This window comes from Nocardia sp. NPDC051990, assembly GCF_040680755.1.
In the GTDB taxonomy this organism is placed as follows: domain Bacteria; phylum Actinomycetota; class Actinomycetes; order Mycobacteriales; family Mycobacteriaceae; genus Nocardia.
Window position 1 is genome coordinate 51460 of sequence record NZ_JBFAXH010000005.1, and the last position, 16606, is coordinate 68065.

The window sequence follows — 16606 nt, forward strand, 5'->3', positions numbered from 1 at the left end:
GTGCCTGCGGTACTGTCCGCGCAGCGTGCATCGGCCTCGGTTCAGCGGGTGGCGATGATTGCCGAGCCATGACCGAAGAGGCCCTGATTCACCGCGATGCCTGCACGGGCGTTCTCCACTTGGCGGCCGTCGGCCTGGCCGCGCAATTGCCAGGTGAGCTCGCAGATCTGAGCGATCGCCTGCGCGGGGATCGCCTCACCGAAGCAGGCCAGCCCACCACTGGGGTTGACCGGCACACGTCCACCCAAAGTTGTTGCGCCGCTGCGCAATAGTTCCTCGGCGCCGCCGGTGTCGCAGAGCCCGATGTCCTCATACCAGTCCAACTCCAGAGCGGTCGAGAGGTCGTAGACCTCCGCGAAGGACAGGTCGGAGGGCCCGAGCCCGGCCTCCTCGTATGCGGCGTGCGCGATGGCGGAACGGAACGCGTGCGGCGGAGGTTCGACGGCCACGGCGGAGTCCGTCGCGAAATCGGGCAGGTCGAGGACGGTTTTCGGGAATGTCGGCGTGACCGTCGACAGCGCCCGGATACGGACCGGGTCGGTGACGCCGTGGCGGCGGGCGTACTCCATCGACGTCAGCACCAGTGCCGCACCGCCGTCACTGGTCGCGCAGATGTCGAGCAGCCGCAGCGGGTCCGAGACGATCGCCGAGGCCGCGACCTCCTCGGCCGAAACCTCCTTGCGATAGCGGGCGTACGGGTTGTTCAGGCCGTGCTTGGCGTTCTTCACCTTGACCGCGGCGAAATCGTCGAGCGTGGCACCGTGCAGCGCCATCCGGCGACGGGCATAGAGCGCGAAATAGATGGGGTTGGTGGCGCCGAGCAGGTGGAAGCGCAACCAGTCCGGATCGTCGCGGCGTTCACCGCCGACCGGCTGGAAGAAGCCTTTCGGGGCGGCATCCGCGCCGATCACCAGCGCTACATCGGTCAACCCGGCCAGGATCTGGGCGCGCGCATTGGCGATGGCCTGCGCACCGGAGGCGCAGGCGGCGTAGCTGCTCGAGATCCGCGCACCCGACCAGCCCAACGCCTGGGCGAATGTCGCACCAGAGACGAAACCGGGGTATCCGTTGCGGATCGTGTCCGCACCGGCGATGTAGCCGACGTCGAGGTGGTCCACCCCGGCATCGGCCAGCGCCGCGCGCGCCGCGACCAGCCCGTATTCGACGAAATTGCGCCCCCACTTGCCCCACTGGTGCATGCCCGCACCGAGGACGGCAATGTCGCGATTATTCGGGTCAGGCATCGACCGGCCTCCACATCCACACCGTGTGCTCCGCTTCCTCGTCCTCGTACAGCACGCCGAGGGTCAGTTCGACCGACATGCCGATGGCCAGGTCGTCCACCGTGAGGCCGCGCACGACCTGTCCGAGAATCACCATCTGCTCGACCTCGAGCTCCACCGCCGCGACGACATACGGCTCGAACGGATCGGGCGAGACATAGGGCGGGGGCGGCTTGTACCGGGCGTCCGCGTATGACCAGATCCGGCCACGCGTGGAGAACAGGTACTCGACCAGCTCGGAGCCGTCCTTCGGACTCGCACACTGCGGGTTGCGACAAGCCAGCGTGTTCCGCGGGAAATACGGTGTGCCGCAGACATTGCAGCGACTTCCCACGAGACGTACCGCGTCGTCGTCCGCAGTGAACCAATCTGCCACCGCGGGGCGTTGTTCTTTCTGCACAGACCCGACGCTATAGGAACACGTTCTATTTTGGGGCGGAAATTCGCTCCGGCGATGTACGCGCGGAGGTACGGTGAGTGCGGATCGAGGACGCGACGAGACCCTCGAGTCGACCTGGAGTACCACAACGCCGATGGGCACCAAAGCCATTGACCCGCAGTCGATCCGCAACGTCACGATCATCGGGGACCCCGACGAGACGACACGGGTCGTCCACCGCCTGTTCCGCCGTTTCGCCGGGACCGGGTCCAGCGCGGCGGCCACCGTCCATTGGGTGACGGGCTGCGTCGATCACACTATCCATATCGCCGAGCTGTCGAGCGACGCGCCCATCGCGGAACTCGAGCGGTCCATCCGGGTAGCCGACGGGATGATCGCGGTCGTGAGCGCTGCCGTGCAGAGCACCCCGCGACTCGGGACGATACTGCGGCTTGCCGACGACCATCAGGTCGCACGGCTATGTCTGGTGACCGGACTCGATCATCGCGCTGCCGACTTCGACCGCTGCGTCCGCACGATCACCGAGACGCGCGGGGCGGTGCCGTTGACGCTGCAGATTCCTATCGGCATCGGCACCGAGTTCGAAGGCGTCATCGATCTGGTCCCGATGTGGGCGCTAGAACCGATGGCCGTCGAGTTCTACGGCAGCCATTGGAAGGTCGCCGAGCAGTGGTATCGCAACCTCGTGGCCACGGTGATCGAACGGGACGCGGCAGATACGGACGCTGCCCTCGGCCTGCGAGAGATCGCACCCGAGCAGTTGCACGAGCGCATCCGCGGCCTCACGCGCCTAGGCGACGTTGTGCCCGTCCTGTGTGATGCGGCGCCGTGGAGTGACGACATCGCCCCGCTCCTGGACGCCGTCGTCCGGTATCTGCCGTCTCCCATGCACGTCTGTCAACCGGAACATGCCCTCGACTATTGACGGACGCTGCCATAGGGGCGACGAGTTCCAGAGATCAGCAATAGTCGGGCCTCTGCCTACGTGTCCTCCACATCGAGCGAATCATCGCCGATGACGAACAGTGACTCGCCGAACAGATCGCGACCGGCCCACCTGAACGCATGGCCCACATGCAGCTGCGGTTGTTCCAAGCCGCGGAAGTGGCCGCCGAAACCGGCCCACTGCTGACCGAACCTCGGGAGTTCGTGCCGCCATCGCTGCCCCGCCGAACGCACGGCAGTCCGCTAGTTTTGTGGTTGATACCCCGTTCGGCGATCAGGAGATGTGATGGAGCTCAAAGCGGTGCTGGGGCCTGTTGCGCGCGGATTCAACGCGGGCGTGATGGCGTTGACCAAGGCGCCATGGATCGGGCCTCGGGTGGGCCGGGCGATCACCGAGATCACTTACGTCGGCCGACGTTCTGGACGCACCATCAGCACGCCGGTGGGCTTTCGACGCTCTGGCGACGAGGTCACCATCGCGGTCGGTATGCCCGACCAGAAGAGGTGGTGGCGCAACTTTCTCGGCGCGGGTGGCCCCATCTCGCTGAAGCTGGACGGCGTCGAAAGGTCCGGGCATGCTGTTGCCCGACGCGATGACCAGGGCCACGTCAACGTCATTGTGCACTTGAACGAGATCGATTAGCCCATAGCAATGGTGTTGTTCGCGGTCGCGAACGATGGCAGGAACAGATTTCGCTCTAGAGTGCCTCCCACCGCCATGGGACTGGTGGTCGGCCTCGGGAACTCGCGCGAAGTCCGTACAGTCAACGGCGAGTTGGATGAGATCCCATTCCGGTCGGCCAAGCGACACCTTATCGAGGTCCAGCACTGTTGGGATACCCGATGGCGCACGACCAGATTGCCTTGCCAAGCATCACCATGAATCACCGAGAGCCGCAACGGTTCCGGCAGCCTGTCATACTGCTGGCGTAGTTCGTAGTACCGGGCCAGTAGCCGCATTCGGTCATTTTCGTCCGCCGCGCCCACGGCCGCTAACCGCTCGCGAAGATCACCGAACGGGCCGTAACTCGGCAGCTCGAAATCGGTCGACGACGCCAAGGAATGAAGCGCGCGCAGCATTGCTCCCAGTTCGGCAGGGGTGGCCGGCCGATGGTCCGGACTGAGATGCCACCAGGTGACGGGGCGGTCGTCGACAACGATCGGTTGAGGCAGTTCCGATACCGCTTCAACCGTTGGGATGCCGGACCCGTTGAGCCACTTCGACACTCGCAGCTCCTGCTCGGCGTTCTCCAGGCTGCCAGGCTTGCCCATCCGCGCCACGATGTCACCAAGCCGGTATGTGCCAGTGGTGGGCAGGTCGGTTCAGTATATGAGTCGGCTGGATTCGGTGGGTTAGCTAGGGCTATGCCATGGGGCGCGGTATGCGGTGGGATCAGAAGGCCCAGAGCGTCATTGACCACAATCGCCTTCTCGACGTCGGGGGTGTCTACGAGTCGGTGAAATGCGGTGTCGGAAAGCTGTATTGGCAGCGCAACGGGGGGGAGTTCGTAACGGGTTTGTGCCGAAATGCATCTACTGAGACAGAATCTGCAGCGAACACGCGATGAGTTCGTGTCCATAGATACAAAACTGACCGCATGTGCTCGCCTTGCGTCGCCGTTGTCTCGGGGCCGGCGGATGTCGAGGGTCCCGAGACAGCGGGTGCGGTTCACCGGTCAGCGGCGGAAGCGCTCCGGCGATCTCGACGATGCTCGGGGTGATATAGGTAAACGTGGCATTTACTTATGCCGTGCCGCGGGCGGTGTGTCCGGCGTAGGCATGTGCGATGGCGACCGTCGAATTCCCGTTCGACTCACGTCAGTTGCCGAATGCTGTCGTGGAAACGCTCGATAAATGGCATTACCGCGCGTGCACACCGCCATTCATCTGGCCGGTCGCCGCAGCTTTTCGATCGACCGATGGCTGCAAATGGATTCACGCACGACATGGATTTGTATTTCGATGTGGACACGATATCGAGGACTTTCACTTCAGCTCACCGCGCCCAGCACACACTCGAACGGGCTCGAAGATCCAGTGATCACCTTTCATGCTTGGACACCTTTACAGGTTTGCTGACTCGAAAGGAACTGTGATATGAGCGCTTTGGGTACGCCACTCAAAAAGATCGTCGCCACCAGCGCGATCATCGGTGGGGCCAGCATGGCATACGTTGGCCAAGCTTCCGCCGCTACCGATCAGGAATGGGACAGCCTTGCCGCGTGTGAGTCGGGCGGTAATTGGAATATCAACACCGGCAACGGGTTTCAGGGCGGCCTGCAGTTCACGCCGGGCACATGGGCTGCATATGGCGGTGCCGCATATGGGCCGACTGCCGACAAAGCCACCCGTGAGCAGCAGATAGCTGTCGCCGAGCAGGTACTCGCCGCTGAGGGCTGGGGCCCTTGGTCAGGTTGTTCGGCAGCGCTCGGCCTTTTCCGGTGAGATATCTGTCGAGCGGGTGCGACCGAGCCACGACACTCTCATCGTCCTTTCCGCGCCATGGCCTCGAGTTCGACCACGGCGGATGCGCCGCGGTTCTCGCCAGCACGGTCACGGCGCTCGGTCCGGCTCAGTAGACGTGGATGCCGGTGAAGGACATCAGGATTTCGGCGGTTCGGGCGGGATCCTCGACCTGGGGTGAGTGGCCGACGCCCGGCATGGTTACCACCGTCGCGCCGGGAACGGTGCGGTATTCGGCGGTGGAGGTGGAGTAGCGCCACCGGCGGTCTTGTTCACCGAAGATCACCAGCAGGGGTTTGTCGAGGGCGGTCAGCCGGTCCGGGATGGTGCGCTGGTTCAGATAGTCGAAGGCGCCCGCCGTGGTGGCGGTGAAGGCGTGGTATGTCATGCCTCGCACGTCGTCGACGAACTGTTGCGGGACCGGGAATTCGTCAGTGGCGAAGGCGCTGCTCGCGGCCTGACGGAGAAGGTCGTCGGTGCGTAGCCGCCATAGCGCTTCCCCGACGACCGGAGTCATGAGCAGCCGGCTGACGGGACTTTCGGAGGTGTCGTCGGCGAGGCTGGGGCCGGTGCCGATGAACGCCAGCGCGGTCACCAGGTCGGGGCGTTGTTCGGCGAGAGAGGTGGCGACCGAGCCTCCGGTGGAGTGGCCGACCACGATGGCGTGCTGGATACCGAGCTGTTCCAGTACTGCGGCGACCCGGTTGCCCTGCTGCGGGATCGAGTAGCCGTTGCCGACGGGTTTGGCCGAGCTGCCGTGCCCGAGCAGGTCGAGGCGGATGACATGGTAGGAGTCGGTCAGCAGCGGTACAAGCCGGTCCCACCAGTGGGTGGACGCGGCGAACCCGTGGATCAGGACCAGGGCGGGGGCGTCGTCGGGACCGTCCTGGCTGACATGGATGTTCTGACCGTCGACGGTCAGTGTCGATTCGCCGGTGGCCGCGGCGCTCTGGTGCGCGGTCACCGCCGAGTTTCCCAGCAACAGCACGACAATCGCGCCGACGATGGCCGCAGCGACGTAGCGGTGCCTGCGGCGTTTTCCTGTGCGCCGGTGGTCCAGCCGGGTTCGGTCCGAATCGCTATCGAGTTCAGGTGTAATCATCCGCTGACTGTCGCAGCTGGTGAGGACCGGTGGCTTGAACAAATGTTCCCGGGCCTACAGCATGTGAGGGTGTGCTCCGGGCCGGAACCTGTGTGGGATGTCGTTTGTCCCTCGCGGCCCACCCGGATACCTGGTGTCGTCATGGCCGGATTCCGCGACCACGGTGTGAATCCTGTTGACCAGCGGGCACTTCCGCATCCTGCTGTGACACTGCTGCTGGAGTTCGGCGCGCGTTCGCCCGTCGTGGACGACGGCACCGGACGGTGGCGGGGCAGCCTCGCCGTCGGTCTCGGAACCGGCACGCGGCACGTGCGCGGCGAGCAGATCGAATGCGTGCAAGTGCGGTTGTCACCGTTGATCGCGGGTGCCGTGCTCGGCGCCTCCCTCGCCGAATTGACCGACGCCGTTGTACTCCTGGACGACCTGTGGGGCCGGGAGGCGGCACGGATCCGCGAGCAGCTGGCCGAAACTTCCTCGTGGACGGAGCGCTTCGCGCTCATCGAGGTGCTACTGGCTTGCCGCTGCACGGCCGGACCGGCGGCCGAGCCGGAAGTGGTCTGGGCCTGGCGGCGGATCCGGGCGGGGCACGGCCTGGTCCGGATCGATGCCTTGGCCGACGAGGTCGGTTGGAGCCGCAAACGCTTGTGGTCCAGGTTCCAAGCGCAACTCGGTTTGCCGCCCAAGCGAGCGGCGACACTGATCCGCTTCGACCGTGCCGTCCATCGCCTCGCCGCCGGTATCGACCCGGCCCGGGTCGCGGCCGACAGCGGCTACGCCGACCAATCCCACCTGCACCGCGATATCGTTGCGTTCACCGGCATCACGCCGACGGCCGTGGCCGGCGAATCCTGGCTCGCCGTCGACGACATCGCATGGCCGCTACGAGCTGCCATGCCGTAAGCCCTGCCTCTGACGAATTCACGGGGCCGATAACCGGCGATGTCGAAAGAGGTTGGCAGGAAGTACTTCCGGCAGCCGGACGATGCGCAGCAGCCGAGCAGGCAGTCGATTGCCGAGGCGAGAGCGGTGTTCGCCGAGTTCGATAAACGTGCGGGATCAGGTGTTAGGGCGCGGGTGAGAATCCTCTCAACGATGTCGCTCTTGGCATCGGCGTAATGCTGGAGGTATTTCCTGAGAGTGGACCCAACTCGCGGTCGGGCGAATATTCGCTGGCCGTAACCCGCCTGGACGCGGGATCATTGTTCACCTGAGTCGCTCGTTCAATTCGAGACGAGGGGGAGTATGAGTTCACGCGCGACGGCGATCAAGCTGGTGCTGCGTTTCTATGGCCGGGAAATGGCCTCTCGCAAGGCCACAACGATTCCGGCGCTGCTGGGGCCAGCACTTGGCAATATCTGCAACCTGTACATCGCACCACTGATCGTCGCCATGATGGTCGGCCGGGTCGCGGTAACCGGGGATACGAGTTTTAGGGCTCTGGCTTCGTATATCCTCGCATTCGGTGGCACCCTGCTGCTCGCGGAACTGCTGTGGCGCATCGGGATTCACTGCTTGAACCGCGTCGACGCCTACGGTATCGAGCACCTGTATGTGCGTGCCATGGACGAGCTGCTCGCCAAGGACGCGGCGTTCTTCCACAACAACTTCGCCGGTTCGCTGACGAAGCGCTCGCTCAGCTTCGCGGCTAGGTTCGAACAGTTCGTGGACACCCTCGCCTTCGAGATTCTGGCGGCACTGGTGCCGCTGATGTTCGCCTCGGTTGTGTTGTGGCGCTACAACCCCATGCTGGTCGTGGTGCTGATGGGGATGATCGTGGTGACCGCGCTGGTCATCATGCCCTTGATCCAGCGCCGCCAGAAGCTGGTGGACGATCGGGAAGCCGCCATTGCGCGGGTTTCCGGGCATCTGGCCGACAGCCTGGCCAATATGCAGGTGGTGCGTGCCTTCGCTGCCGAACCACAGGAGGCGGCCGAGCATCACCGCCGAGTCGCATCCTCACGGCGAAAGTCGTTGCGCTCCTGGGATTACGCGAATCTGCGGATAGATACGCTGGTGGCGCCGCTCGTGGTGCTCACCAACGTGATCGGCCTGCTGGTCGCGTTGGATCTCAGCGGCCGGAATGTGGGGGTGGAGGCCATTGTGGTGGCATTCACCTACTACTTCAACGCCACCGGGATCATGTTCCGGTTCAACCAGATCTACCGGCGGTTGGAGACCGTGCTCACCGAGGCGGCGCAGTTTACCGAACTGCTGCTGGACGAACCGAAGGTGCTCGATACCGAACATCCGGAACCACTGCATCCCAAGGGCTTCGACGTGCGGTTCGAGAGCGTGAACTTCACGTATGGAGGTGCGCGACAGCTGTTCCACGAATTGGATCTGCACGTGCCCAGCGGCACGAAAGTAGGCCTGGTCGGACGATCCGGCGGTGGCAAGACCACCATCACCCAACTACTTCTGCGGTTGATGGATATCCAAACCGGAACCATACGCATCGGCGGGCAGGACATCGCCCGGCTGCGGCAGGCGGATCTGCGCAGTCTGATCGCCTACGTGCCACAGGATCCGGCCATGTTTCACCGGACCCTGAGCGAGAACATTCGGTTCGCACGCCCGGACGCCACGGACGAGGAGATCCTGCGGGCCGCCAAGGCCGCGCACGTCACCGAGTTCGCGGACGCGCTGCCGCAGGGTATGGAAACGCTCATCGGTGAGCGTGGCGTGAAACTGTCCGGCGGCCAGCGTCAGCGGGTCGCGCTGGCTCGGGCCATCCTACGAGACGCGCCCATCTTGCTCCTGGACGAGGCCACCAGTGCCCTCGACTCGGAAAGCGAATTGCTTGTGCAGCAAGCGCTCTGGGAGTTGATGCAAGGGCGTACAACGCTGGTCGTTGCGCACCGGCTGAGCACGGTGGCCGGAATGGACCGGCTGGTGGTGCTCGACCACGGGCGAATCGTCGAGGAGGGGACTCACGAGGAGTTGCTCTCCGCGGAAGGAACATACGCGCAGCTGTGGCGGTATCAGTCGGGTGGATTCCTCGGCGAGGAAGTGGTCGCCGATTGATCGGACCGTTCGGACCCAAGCCGTCCCGATGTCCGAGAACCGGCCGACACAGTCACGCGAACAACGAACGACCCTTACAGTCCCTCGTCGAACGGGTACCGGTTGTCCAACGCGGACCGGTCGCCGACAAAGTAGTTCAGGACGAGGTCATCGGCGACCTGGACCAGCACATCGCGACCCTCGACTGCGGATGCCCAGTTCATCGGCAGCCCGGACACTCCATCTTTTCAGCGGTCGCCACGCTCTCGGACAGTTCGACAGCTCGGGTCAGTGCCGCCATGGTTTCCGCACCCGCGGGGAACACCGCGAGCTGAGTAATGGTCTGCTGCACGGCAATCGGCAGTTCGACACCGCTCACAACACGATCGATCATTGCCGCGAACGCACCTGCGGCGAAATATCCCGTGGGATGCCCGTGGATCAGCTGCGCGCTCCGAGCAGCCGTGGTGAATGCGAGATCACCGCCCGCACCGGCCAGTCCGAACGGTGCCGACCGCATCACCGTTCCGCAACCTTTCGAGCAAGGGGCGGCGGTCATGAACGACAGCGAATTCGACCCCTGGGTGAGATTGGGTAGCGCGCTATCGGAGTAGGTCCTTCGCTGTGGATTCCACCGGACGGCGACATTATCCGACCTATCGGAACGCGGAAATATTCTGGGAAACCCAGTCGTGGAACGTCTGAGCTGGGGAACGGGTTACCTGAGCGACGGTGTCACGGACCGTCAGCAGTTCGTCGTTGCTGTCACCACCCATGACATCGAGAAGCGCGTCCGCTGTTTGCGATCCCATCGCCGGAATCATCCGTTCGCGCGCTTGCGCGCGGCTGATCTCGGTGACCGAGAGTGGATGTCCGAGGACTGAAGCGATGGTTTCGATCTGCTGGCGAGGAGTGATCAGCTCAGGTCCGGTCAGGGCGTATTCGCGACCGCGATGCCCGGGTTCGGTCAATGCCGCATGAGCTACGCGCGCGATGTCACCGGGATGAACGGTGGGCAGACCGACGTCGGCGAAGGGGACCTCCACACCACCGCGTTCCCGGATCGAGTCCGCCCACCACAAGGTGTTGGACGCGAACTGGGTGGGGCGCAAGATGGTCCAGTCCATGCCGCTGGTCTCGAGCAGTTGTTCCACGGCGGCGTTCTCCTGCGCTGGTCCCAGATGGGGATGCGTTTGCACGGTGATGGATGACACCAGCACGACATGCTCGACGCCCGCACGCTGGGCCGACGACAGGATGCCGGCATCATCCCCGATGCGTGATATCAGGAACAACGCGGTCGCACCCTCGACCGCGGGCCGCAGCGAGTCCGCATGCTGCAGGTCGGCCTGGAACGGCTCGACCCCTTCGGGCAGCCCGCCGGAGGTTGCCTTGCGGGTCGCCGCTCGCACGCGGACCTCATCATGCTCAGCCAGTTGTGTCACCAGTGCTCTGCCGATGTTGCCGGTCGCGCCGGTCACCAGAATCGTTTTCGCCGACGTTTGCGTGTTGATCATGGACGCAAAGCTAGAACCTCAACACAAGTCAAGGTCAAAACGATCTGTCGCAACACGGTGCTCCAAACGGCCGGGACTCCGCTGCGCGCCCATCGAATCCGAAATCTGAATCCGAACAACCTCATTCGAAGAAAGGGACGATCAAATTCTGGGCCGCAGCTGAACGGAGGTTGAGTAGTCAGCGGGGCAACGCATCCTTCCGGTGGCATCGGAAGGTCTGACGCTGGGCTCATGGCTGCGATACTGCCCGGGCTCGCTGAGAGGACGCTGGGCCGCCTCGCCGCGGTGCCAGGTGAGCGTGACCGCGCGATACGGCACGAGGCAGATGGACAGCCAGCAGGCGCCGAAGACCCATCCGGCTGCGATGTCGGTGGGCCAGTGCACGCCCAGGTACAGCCGCGACAGGCCGACCGCGACGACAACGCCGCCCACGGCGCCGATCGCAGCAACGCGGGCGGGCCGCCGGTGCAGGTGGGGCAGGACTACGACGAGCAGGACACCCAGCACGACGGCCGAGCCCAGGCTGTGACCGGACGGATAAGACTGATTGGTTTCCACCACGAGGTGATCGACCACCGGGGGACGGGCCCGTCCGACCAGCTGCTTACCGACGACGACCAGTACGGCCGCACCGGCCGAGGCTCCTCCGACCAGCAGCAGATTCCGCCACTGCCGCCGCCACGCCAGCACCACACAGGCCAGCACGGTGAGTACCGCCATCGTGGTGGTGTCACCGAGGTCGCTGACCGTTATCGCCACCGCGGTGAGGGTGCCGTTGCGGTAAGCGATGATCCAGTCCAGCCAGGCGGCGTCCACACCAATCGGGCCGCCCTCGTGAACGACGACGATCGTCAGGCCGACCGCCGCCACCGCCAGTACGACGGCCGTGACGAGGAGTGCCAGCTGAGGTCGCCGATAAGACAGGGCCATCGACCATCGAGGGGCGGTGGGGGACTCGGTCGGCATGCCACGACAGTGGCACGCGCCCGCTGAGAGGACGTTGAGAACGCGGCACCGCCCATGCCTCGGCACGGACCGTGCGGCATGCTGAGACAGGTGCGGGTGCTGGTGATCGAGGACGAGCCGCTGCTGGCGCAGACGCTGCGGCGCGGGCTCGAGCTGGAGGGGTTCGTGGTGCAGGTCGCCGATACCGGCACCGACGGCCTCTGGTGGGCGATCGAGGACTGCTTCGACGCGATCGTCCTGGATATCATGCTGCCCGGCCTCAGTGGCTATGAGGTATTGCGGCGGCTGCGCGCCGAGGACGTCACGACTCCGGTGCTGATGCTTACCGCGAAGGACGGCGACTACGACCAGGTCGACGCGCTCGATCTGGGTGCCGATGACTATCTGACCAAACCGTTCTCCTTTCCCGTGCTCTTCGCCCGGCTGCGGGCGCTGCTGCGCCGTCGTGCACCGCAGCAGCCTGCGGTTCTGTCGGCTGGGGATCTGCGGCTGGACCCTGCACGCCGCGCGGTGTACCGCGGCGACACCCCCGTGGCGCTGACTCCGCGTGAGTTCGGATTGCTGGAATGCCTGTTGCGACATAAGGGAACGGTGCTCACCAAGACCGACATTCTGCGCAACGTGTGGGATGCCCACTACGACGGGCCGGAGAACGTCGTCGAGGTCTACGTCGGCTATCTGCGCCGCAAGATCGACGCTCCGTTCGACCGCGGCAGCATCGAGACCTTACGCGGAGTCGGGTACCGGCTGATCGACCCCGGCGCGGGGGAGGGCGACGACGAAACGGGCTCCACCCCAGCCTGATTCGGTGACGGTCACCGTGCCGCCGTGGGCGGCGACGATGCCGGCGACGATGGCCAACCCGAGCCCCGCTCCGCCGGTTCGCCGGGCCCGGTCGGCGTCGAGGCGCACGAAGCGACCGAACACCCGGTCCCGGTCGGCAGCCGGGATCCCAGGGCCGTCGTCGTCGACAATGACGACCGCGCTCCCGTCGCACTCCTGCGTGCGGATAGCGACCCGCGACCGCGCGTGCGCGGCGGCGTTGTCGACGATGTTGCGCAGCGCCCGCAGCAACCGCGCCCGGTCGCCGACCACGCGCACCGCGTGGATCGCGGTGCTGACGGTGACCGTGCCCCGTGACCGCAGCGTCGCAGCGAGTTCGGCGGCGAGATCGTCGAGATCGACATCGCCGGTGCGCAATTCGAGCCTGTGCTCGTCAGCCGCTGCGAGTGTCAGCAAGTCCTCGATCAGATGCAGCATCCGCCGGGCCTCGGGCAGCAGTGTTGCGGTGATGAGTTCTCGGTCGAATACCTCGGGCCGGTCGCGGGCTAGTTCCAGAGCCGCGATCACGGTGGCCAGCGGGCTGCGCAGCTCGTGCGATGCGTCACCGACGAACTGCTTCTGCGCCAGGTGCCCCGCCTCGACCCGGGCCAGCATGGCGTTCATGGTCTCGGCCAGCTGCGCGATCTCGTCGCGCGCTATCGGCACCGGCACTCGCTGTGACAGATCCGTCGACTCGATACCGGCCACCCTGGCCCGTATCTCATCCACCGACCGCAGCGACCGGCCCACCAGCAAATACGTCGCGGCCGCGGCCGCGGCCACCACCACCGGCCCGCCCACCGCCAGCAACACCGCTACCGCTTTGAGGGTGCGTTCCACCGATTCGGTATCGGCCGCGACCAGCACTGTGACGGTTCCCGTGGCCGTCGGCACGGTGCCCGTGGCCACCCGCAGATCCTCGTCATAGCCGCGCGCGGGGCGCAACCCGGTCGCACGGGCATCCGCGACGGGCAACTCGGTCAACGGTCTCGTCAGCTTCCCCGACGAGGCCCGGGCCACCCGCCCCTGCGGATCGATCACCTGCACCCCGGCCACCCGGCCGTCGGTGTCGAACAATGGCTCCGGCAGCTCGGCCTCCGGCATCCGCATCAACTCCGCGGACACCTCACCGACCCGGATCGCCGCGGCGGTATCGAGATCGCCTACCAGCGAGCGATGCAGCAACCACGCCATCGCCCCGGCCGCCGCCGCCAGCACCAGGCCCACCATCACCGCCGCCGCGATCGCCGACCGGATGCGCAGCCCCCACCTTGACGGCATCACCCACCTCGCCAACCGATCCACACCCCCATCATCGGCCATCCCGGGCCCGGATCTCCCGGCACGCCACCGGCCCGGACGATCCCACGCGGTCTCAGCGTGCTCTCAGCGGCGACGGGGCACACTGCCGAACCGACCACCCGGTGCCACCACCAAGAAAGGGATGCCGCCTATGAGTTCGGCCACGACCCGCACCGGCTACAAGCTTCCGCAGATCACTGCCCTGTTCTGGATTCTGAAGATCGCGGCCACCACCCTCGGTGAAACCGGCGGCGACCTGCTCGCCCAAACCCTGCACCTCGGCTACGCCGCCGCCTCGGCACTGTTTCTGGCGATCTTCGTGGTAAGCCTGCTCACCCAGCTGCGGGCCCGCCGCTTCCATCCCGCCCTGTACTGGACGGTCATCGCCGCCACCAGCACTGCGGGCACCACGATCTCCGATTTCATCAACCGCGGGCCCGGCTCGGACACCTCCACCGACGCCGGACTCGGCTACGGCACCGGCGTCGCCCTGCTCATCAGCGGGCTGACGATTGTGTTCCTGATCTGGAAACTCACCGGTCAAACCTACGACGTCACCGGTATCACTACCGTGCGCGCCGAGGTGTTGTACTGGGCGGCGATCCTGCTGTCCAACACGCTGGGCACCTCATTGGGCGACTACCTGTCCGACACCTCGGGTCTCGGCTACTGGGGCAGCGCGGCCCTCATCGGCGCGATAATGGCGGTCATCCTCGCCGCGCACTACCTCACCCCGATCTCCGGGGTACTACTGTTCTGGCTGGCATTCATCCTCACCCGCCCGCTCGGCGCCACCGTCGGCGACTTACTGTCCAAGCCGCACGCCAAAGGCGGTCTCGGCTTCGGTACCTGGGGCACCTCAGTAGTCCTGCTCGCCGTCCTCGTCATCGGAATCACCTACAGCCACAACCGAACCAGCACAGCCGACACCGAACCCAGTCCGGTTCTCGACAACGCCTGAAGCAACGCTGAACACTTCTGCGCGAACAGCCTGATGTTCTCCGCGACAGTGGGGTTTCGGAACAGGGACTCGGCCGAGCGGATCGCGCGGCTGGCGGGTGGGCTTACGGAGCTGGGGGTCCGGCGAGGGGCTCGGGTGGGGATCCTCGCGTTGAACTCGGACCGCTATCACGAGTACTACTTCGCCACGGTCTGGCTGGGCGCGGTGATGAATCCGGTGAACGTGCGCTGGACCGTGGAGGAGATCGCGTACTCGCTGGTCGACTCCGGCACCGGAATCCTGCTGGTGGACGACACTTTCGCCGGTTTGGTGCCCGCACCCGGTGGTGAGAACGTGTATTCCGCCGAGGTGGAGAACGCGCTGGCCCAGCATCCTCCGAGACCGCCGAAGCCGCTCACCGCTGGGGACCTGCGGGCGCACTGCAAGGCCCTGATCGCGAACTACAAGATCCCGCGGAGCCTGGCCATCGTGGACGCGCTGCCGCTGTCCGGCGCGGGCAAGATCCTCAAACGCGAACTGCGCGAGCGGTTCTGGGGCGATTCGGACATCCAGGTGTCCTGACCGCCCTGGGCATCGAGGCCCGCACTCTTGTTCGCTTGGGCCGTCTCTGCTTTCCTATGTGAATTGCAATTAGTTTTCAACTCTAGGAGAAGATCGATGACAGACAGAGTCGCGGTTGCTGGCGTCGGCATGATCCCGTTCACCACGCCGAGCCGGACCGAGACCTACGACGTCATGGGCGAGCGGGCGGTGCGCGCCGCGCTCGCGGACGCCGGGCTCGATTACGTCGCCGTGCAGCAGGCCTATGCGGGCTATGTCTACGGCGATTCCACCGCCGGGCAGGCCGCGCTGTATCGGGTGGGCACCACCGGCATTCCGGTGGTGAACGTGAACAACAACTGCTCGACCGGGTCCTCGGCACTGTTCCTGGCCCGCCAGGCCGTTGCCCACGGTGTCGCGGATGTGGTGCTGGCCATGGGTTTCGAGCAGATGCAGCGCGGCGCGCTGACCATGGCCTACACCGATCGCCCGACGCCGTTCGACCGCTTCGACGAGGTCGTCCAGCGTCTCCAGGGCACCAGCGAGGCCCCGTTCGCCGCGCAGTTCTTCGGCGGTGTGGGCCGGGAGTACGCCGAGAAGTACGGGATGGACCCGGCCGTGTTCGCGCAGATCGCGGTCAAAGCACGCAAGCACGCGGCCAACAACCCTTACGCGGTGTTCCGTGATCCGGTCACCGTCGAGGAAGTGCTGGCCTCGCCGCAGATCTACGGCCCGCTCACCCGGTTGCAGTGCTGCCCGCCGACCTGTGGCGCGGCCGCCGCGATCCTGGTGAGCGAGCAGTACGCGCGCAAACACGGACTGCGTTCGGACGTGGTCATTTCCGCGCAGGCCATGACCACCGACTACGCCTCCACCTTCGCCGACAACTCCATGCTGCCGATCGTGGGCTACGACATGTCCCGTGCCGCCGCGCAGCGCGTGTACGAGGACGCCGGAGTCGATCCGCGCGAAATCCCCGTGGTGGAACTGCACGACTGCTTCACCACCAATGAACTGCTCACCTACGAGGCGCTGGGCCTCACCCCGGAGGGCACGGCCGAGAAGTTCATCGCCGACGGCGACAACACCTACGGCGGTCGCGTGGTGACCAATCCGTCGGGCGGCCTGCTGTCGAAGGGGCATCCGCTCGGCGCGACCGGGCTGGCGCAGTGCGCGGAACTGGTCTGGCAGCTGCGCGGCACCGCCGATGCCCGGCAGGTGGAGGGCGCACGAATTGCCTTGCAGCACAACATCGGTCTCGGCGGCGCGGCCGTGGTGACCTTGTACCAGAAGGTGGATTGA

At 65.5% G+C, this 16606-nt stretch carries 17 protein-coding genes and 3 pseudogenes; 10 read left to right on the forward strand and 10 right to left on the reverse strand.

Translation table 11 applies throughout. From position 1 onward, the window contains the following. Positions 1-41: 41 nt before the first annotated feature. Positions 42-1244, reverse strand: coding sequence for a lipid-transfer protein (locus AB0L63_RS11920; protein WP_364498403.1), 1203 nt, complete (start codon positions 1242-1244; stop codon positions 42-44). Next, on the reverse strand, positions 1237-1659 hold the full coding sequence (locus tag AB0L63_RS11925; protein ID WP_364499167.1) for an OB-fold domain-containing protein: 423 nt from the start codon (positions 1657-1659) through the stop codon (positions 1237-1239). Before AB0L63_RS11925 ends, AB0L63_RS11920 begins: the two co-directional genes overlap by 8 nt. Positions 1660-1756: 97 nt before the next feature. Between AB0L63_RS11925 and AB0L63_RS11930 the strand changes: the two genes are divergently transcribed. Next, entirely contained in the window at positions 1757-2608 is an 852-nt protein-coding gene (locus AB0L63_RS11930) for a GTP-binding protein (protein ID WP_364498406.1), read from the forward strand. Positions 2609-2664: 56 nt separating this feature from the next. Here AB0L63_RS11930 and AB0L63_RS11935 read toward each other — a convergent pair whose 3' ends face one another. After that, positions 2665-2862, reverse strand: coding sequence for a hypothetical protein (locus tag AB0L63_RS11935; protein ID WP_364498409.1), 198 nt, complete (start codon positions 2860-2862; stop codon positions 2665-2667). 52 nt (positions 2863-2914) lie between these two features. Here AB0L63_RS11935 and AB0L63_RS11940 point away from each other — a divergent pair, with 52 nt between their 5' ends. Continuing rightward, the gene (locus AB0L63_RS11940) at positions 2915-3271 is read left to right on the forward strand and encodes a nitroreductase/quinone reductase family protein (RefSeq protein ID WP_364498413.1); all 357 of its coding nucleotides are present in this window, start codon (positions 2915-2917) and stop codon (positions 3269-3271) included. Here the strand turns inward: AB0L63_RS11940 and AB0L63_RS11945 are convergent. Further along, entirely contained in the window at positions 3268-3900 is a 633-nt protein-coding gene (locus tag AB0L63_RS11945) for a phosphotransferase (protein ID WP_364498416.1), read from the reverse strand. The genes AB0L63_RS11940 and AB0L63_RS11945 overlap by 4 nt on opposite strands. Positions 3901-4725: 825 nt before the next feature. Here AB0L63_RS11945 and AB0L63_RS11950 point away from each other — a divergent pair. Beyond that, positions 4726-5064, forward strand: a pseudogene (locus AB0L63_RS11950) (transglycosylase family protein); the annotation flags it as partial. A 136-nt stretch (positions 5065-5200) separates the two neighbouring features. Here AB0L63_RS11950 and AB0L63_RS11955 read toward each other — a convergent pair. After that, positions 5201-6193 carry an alpha/beta hydrolase gene (locus tag AB0L63_RS11955; RefSeq protein ID WP_364498418.1) on the reverse strand — a complete coding sequence of 331 codons (993 nt, stop codon included), beginning with the start codon at positions 6191-6193 and terminating at the stop codon, positions 5201-5203. Between the two features lie 204 nt (positions 6194-6397). On the opposite strand from AB0L63_RS11955, the gene AB0L63_RS11960 reads away from it, so the two are divergent. Together AB0L63_RS11960 and AB0L63_RS11965 are read left to right on the forward strand one after the other, a co-directional pair. Continuing rightward, a complete protein-coding gene (locus tag AB0L63_RS11960; protein ID WP_364498421.1) occupies positions 6398-7093 on the forward strand; it encodes a helix-turn-helix domain-containing protein in 696 nt (231 codons plus the stop codon). A 342-nt stretch (positions 7094-7435) separates the two neighbouring features. Next, on the forward strand, positions 7436-9217 hold the full coding sequence (locus AB0L63_RS11965; RefSeq protein ID WP_364498424.1) for an ABC transporter ATP-binding protein: 1782 nt from the start codon (positions 7436-7438) through the stop codon (positions 9215-9217). Between the two features lie 74 nt (positions 9218-9291). Here AB0L63_RS11965 and AB0L63_RS11970 read toward each other — a convergent pair whose 3' ends face one another. From AB0L63_RS11970 to AB0L63_RS11985, 4 genes are all read right to left on the reverse strand, one after another. Beyond that, on the reverse strand, positions 9292-9420 hold the full coding sequence (locus tag AB0L63_RS11970) for a hypothetical protein (RefSeq protein WP_364498427.1): 129 nt from the start codon (positions 9418-9420) through the stop codon (positions 9292-9294). Continuing rightward, entirely contained in the window at positions 9417-9755 is a 339-nt protein-coding gene (locus AB0L63_RS11975; protein ID WP_364498430.1) for an ADP-ribosylglycohydrolase family protein, read from the reverse strand. Before AB0L63_RS11975 ends, AB0L63_RS11970 begins: the two co-directional genes overlap by 4 nt. Positions 9756-9852: 97 nt before the next feature. Beyond that, positions 9853-10713 carry an NAD(P)H-binding protein gene (locus tag AB0L63_RS11980; protein WP_364498433.1) on the reverse strand — a complete coding sequence of 287 codons (861 nt, stop codon included), beginning with the start codon at positions 10711-10713 and terminating at the stop codon, positions 9853-9855. A 141-nt stretch (positions 10714-10854) separates the two neighbouring features. After that, complete coding sequence (locus tag AB0L63_RS11985; RefSeq protein WP_364498436.1) at positions 10855-11679, reverse strand: phosphatase PAP2 family protein; 825 nt, start codon at positions 11677-11679, stop codon at positions 10855-10857. 90 nt (positions 11680-11769) lie between these two features. Here AB0L63_RS11985 and AB0L63_RS11990 point away from each other — a divergent pair, with 90 nt between their 5' ends. Continuing rightward, positions 11770-12483 (forward strand): response regulator transcription factor, encoded by a 714-nt coding sequence (locus tag AB0L63_RS11990; RefSeq protein ID WP_364499169.1) that lies wholly within the window; start codon positions 11770-11772, stop codon positions 12481-12483. On the opposite strand, the gene AB0L63_RS11995 is transcribed toward AB0L63_RS11990, so the two are convergent. Then, positions 12406-13782, reverse strand: a complete 1377-nt coding sequence (locus AB0L63_RS11995) for a HAMP domain-containing sensor histidine kinase (RefSeq protein ID WP_364498439.1) — start codon at positions 13780-13782, stop codon at positions 12406-12408. The two genes, AB0L63_RS11990 and AB0L63_RS11995, sit on opposite strands and share 78 nt — an antisense overlap. 172 nt (positions 13783-13954) lie before the next feature. Between AB0L63_RS11995 and AB0L63_RS12000 the strand changes: the two genes are divergently transcribed. From AB0L63_RS12000 to AB0L63_RS12015, 4 genes and pseudogenes are all read left to right on the forward strand, one after another. Next, a complete protein-coding gene (locus AB0L63_RS12000) occupies positions 13955-14764 on the forward strand; it encodes a hypothetical protein (RefSeq protein WP_364498442.1) in 810 nt (269 codons plus the stop codon). 33 nt (positions 14765-14797) lie between these two features. Next, positions 14798-15073, forward strand: a pseudogene (locus AB0L63_RS12005) (AMP-binding protein); the annotation flags it as partial. A gap of 12 nt (positions 15074-15085) precedes the next feature. Further along, positions 15086-15325 (forward strand): annotated as a pseudogene (locus tag AB0L63_RS12010) (fatty-acid--CoA ligase); the annotation flags it as partial. A gap of 96 nt (positions 15326-15421) precedes the next feature. Further along, positions 15422-16606: a lipid-transfer protein gene (locus tag AB0L63_RS12015; protein ID WP_364498444.1), complete on the forward strand. Its 1185-nt coding sequence runs from the start codon at positions 15422-15424 to the stop codon at positions 16604-16606.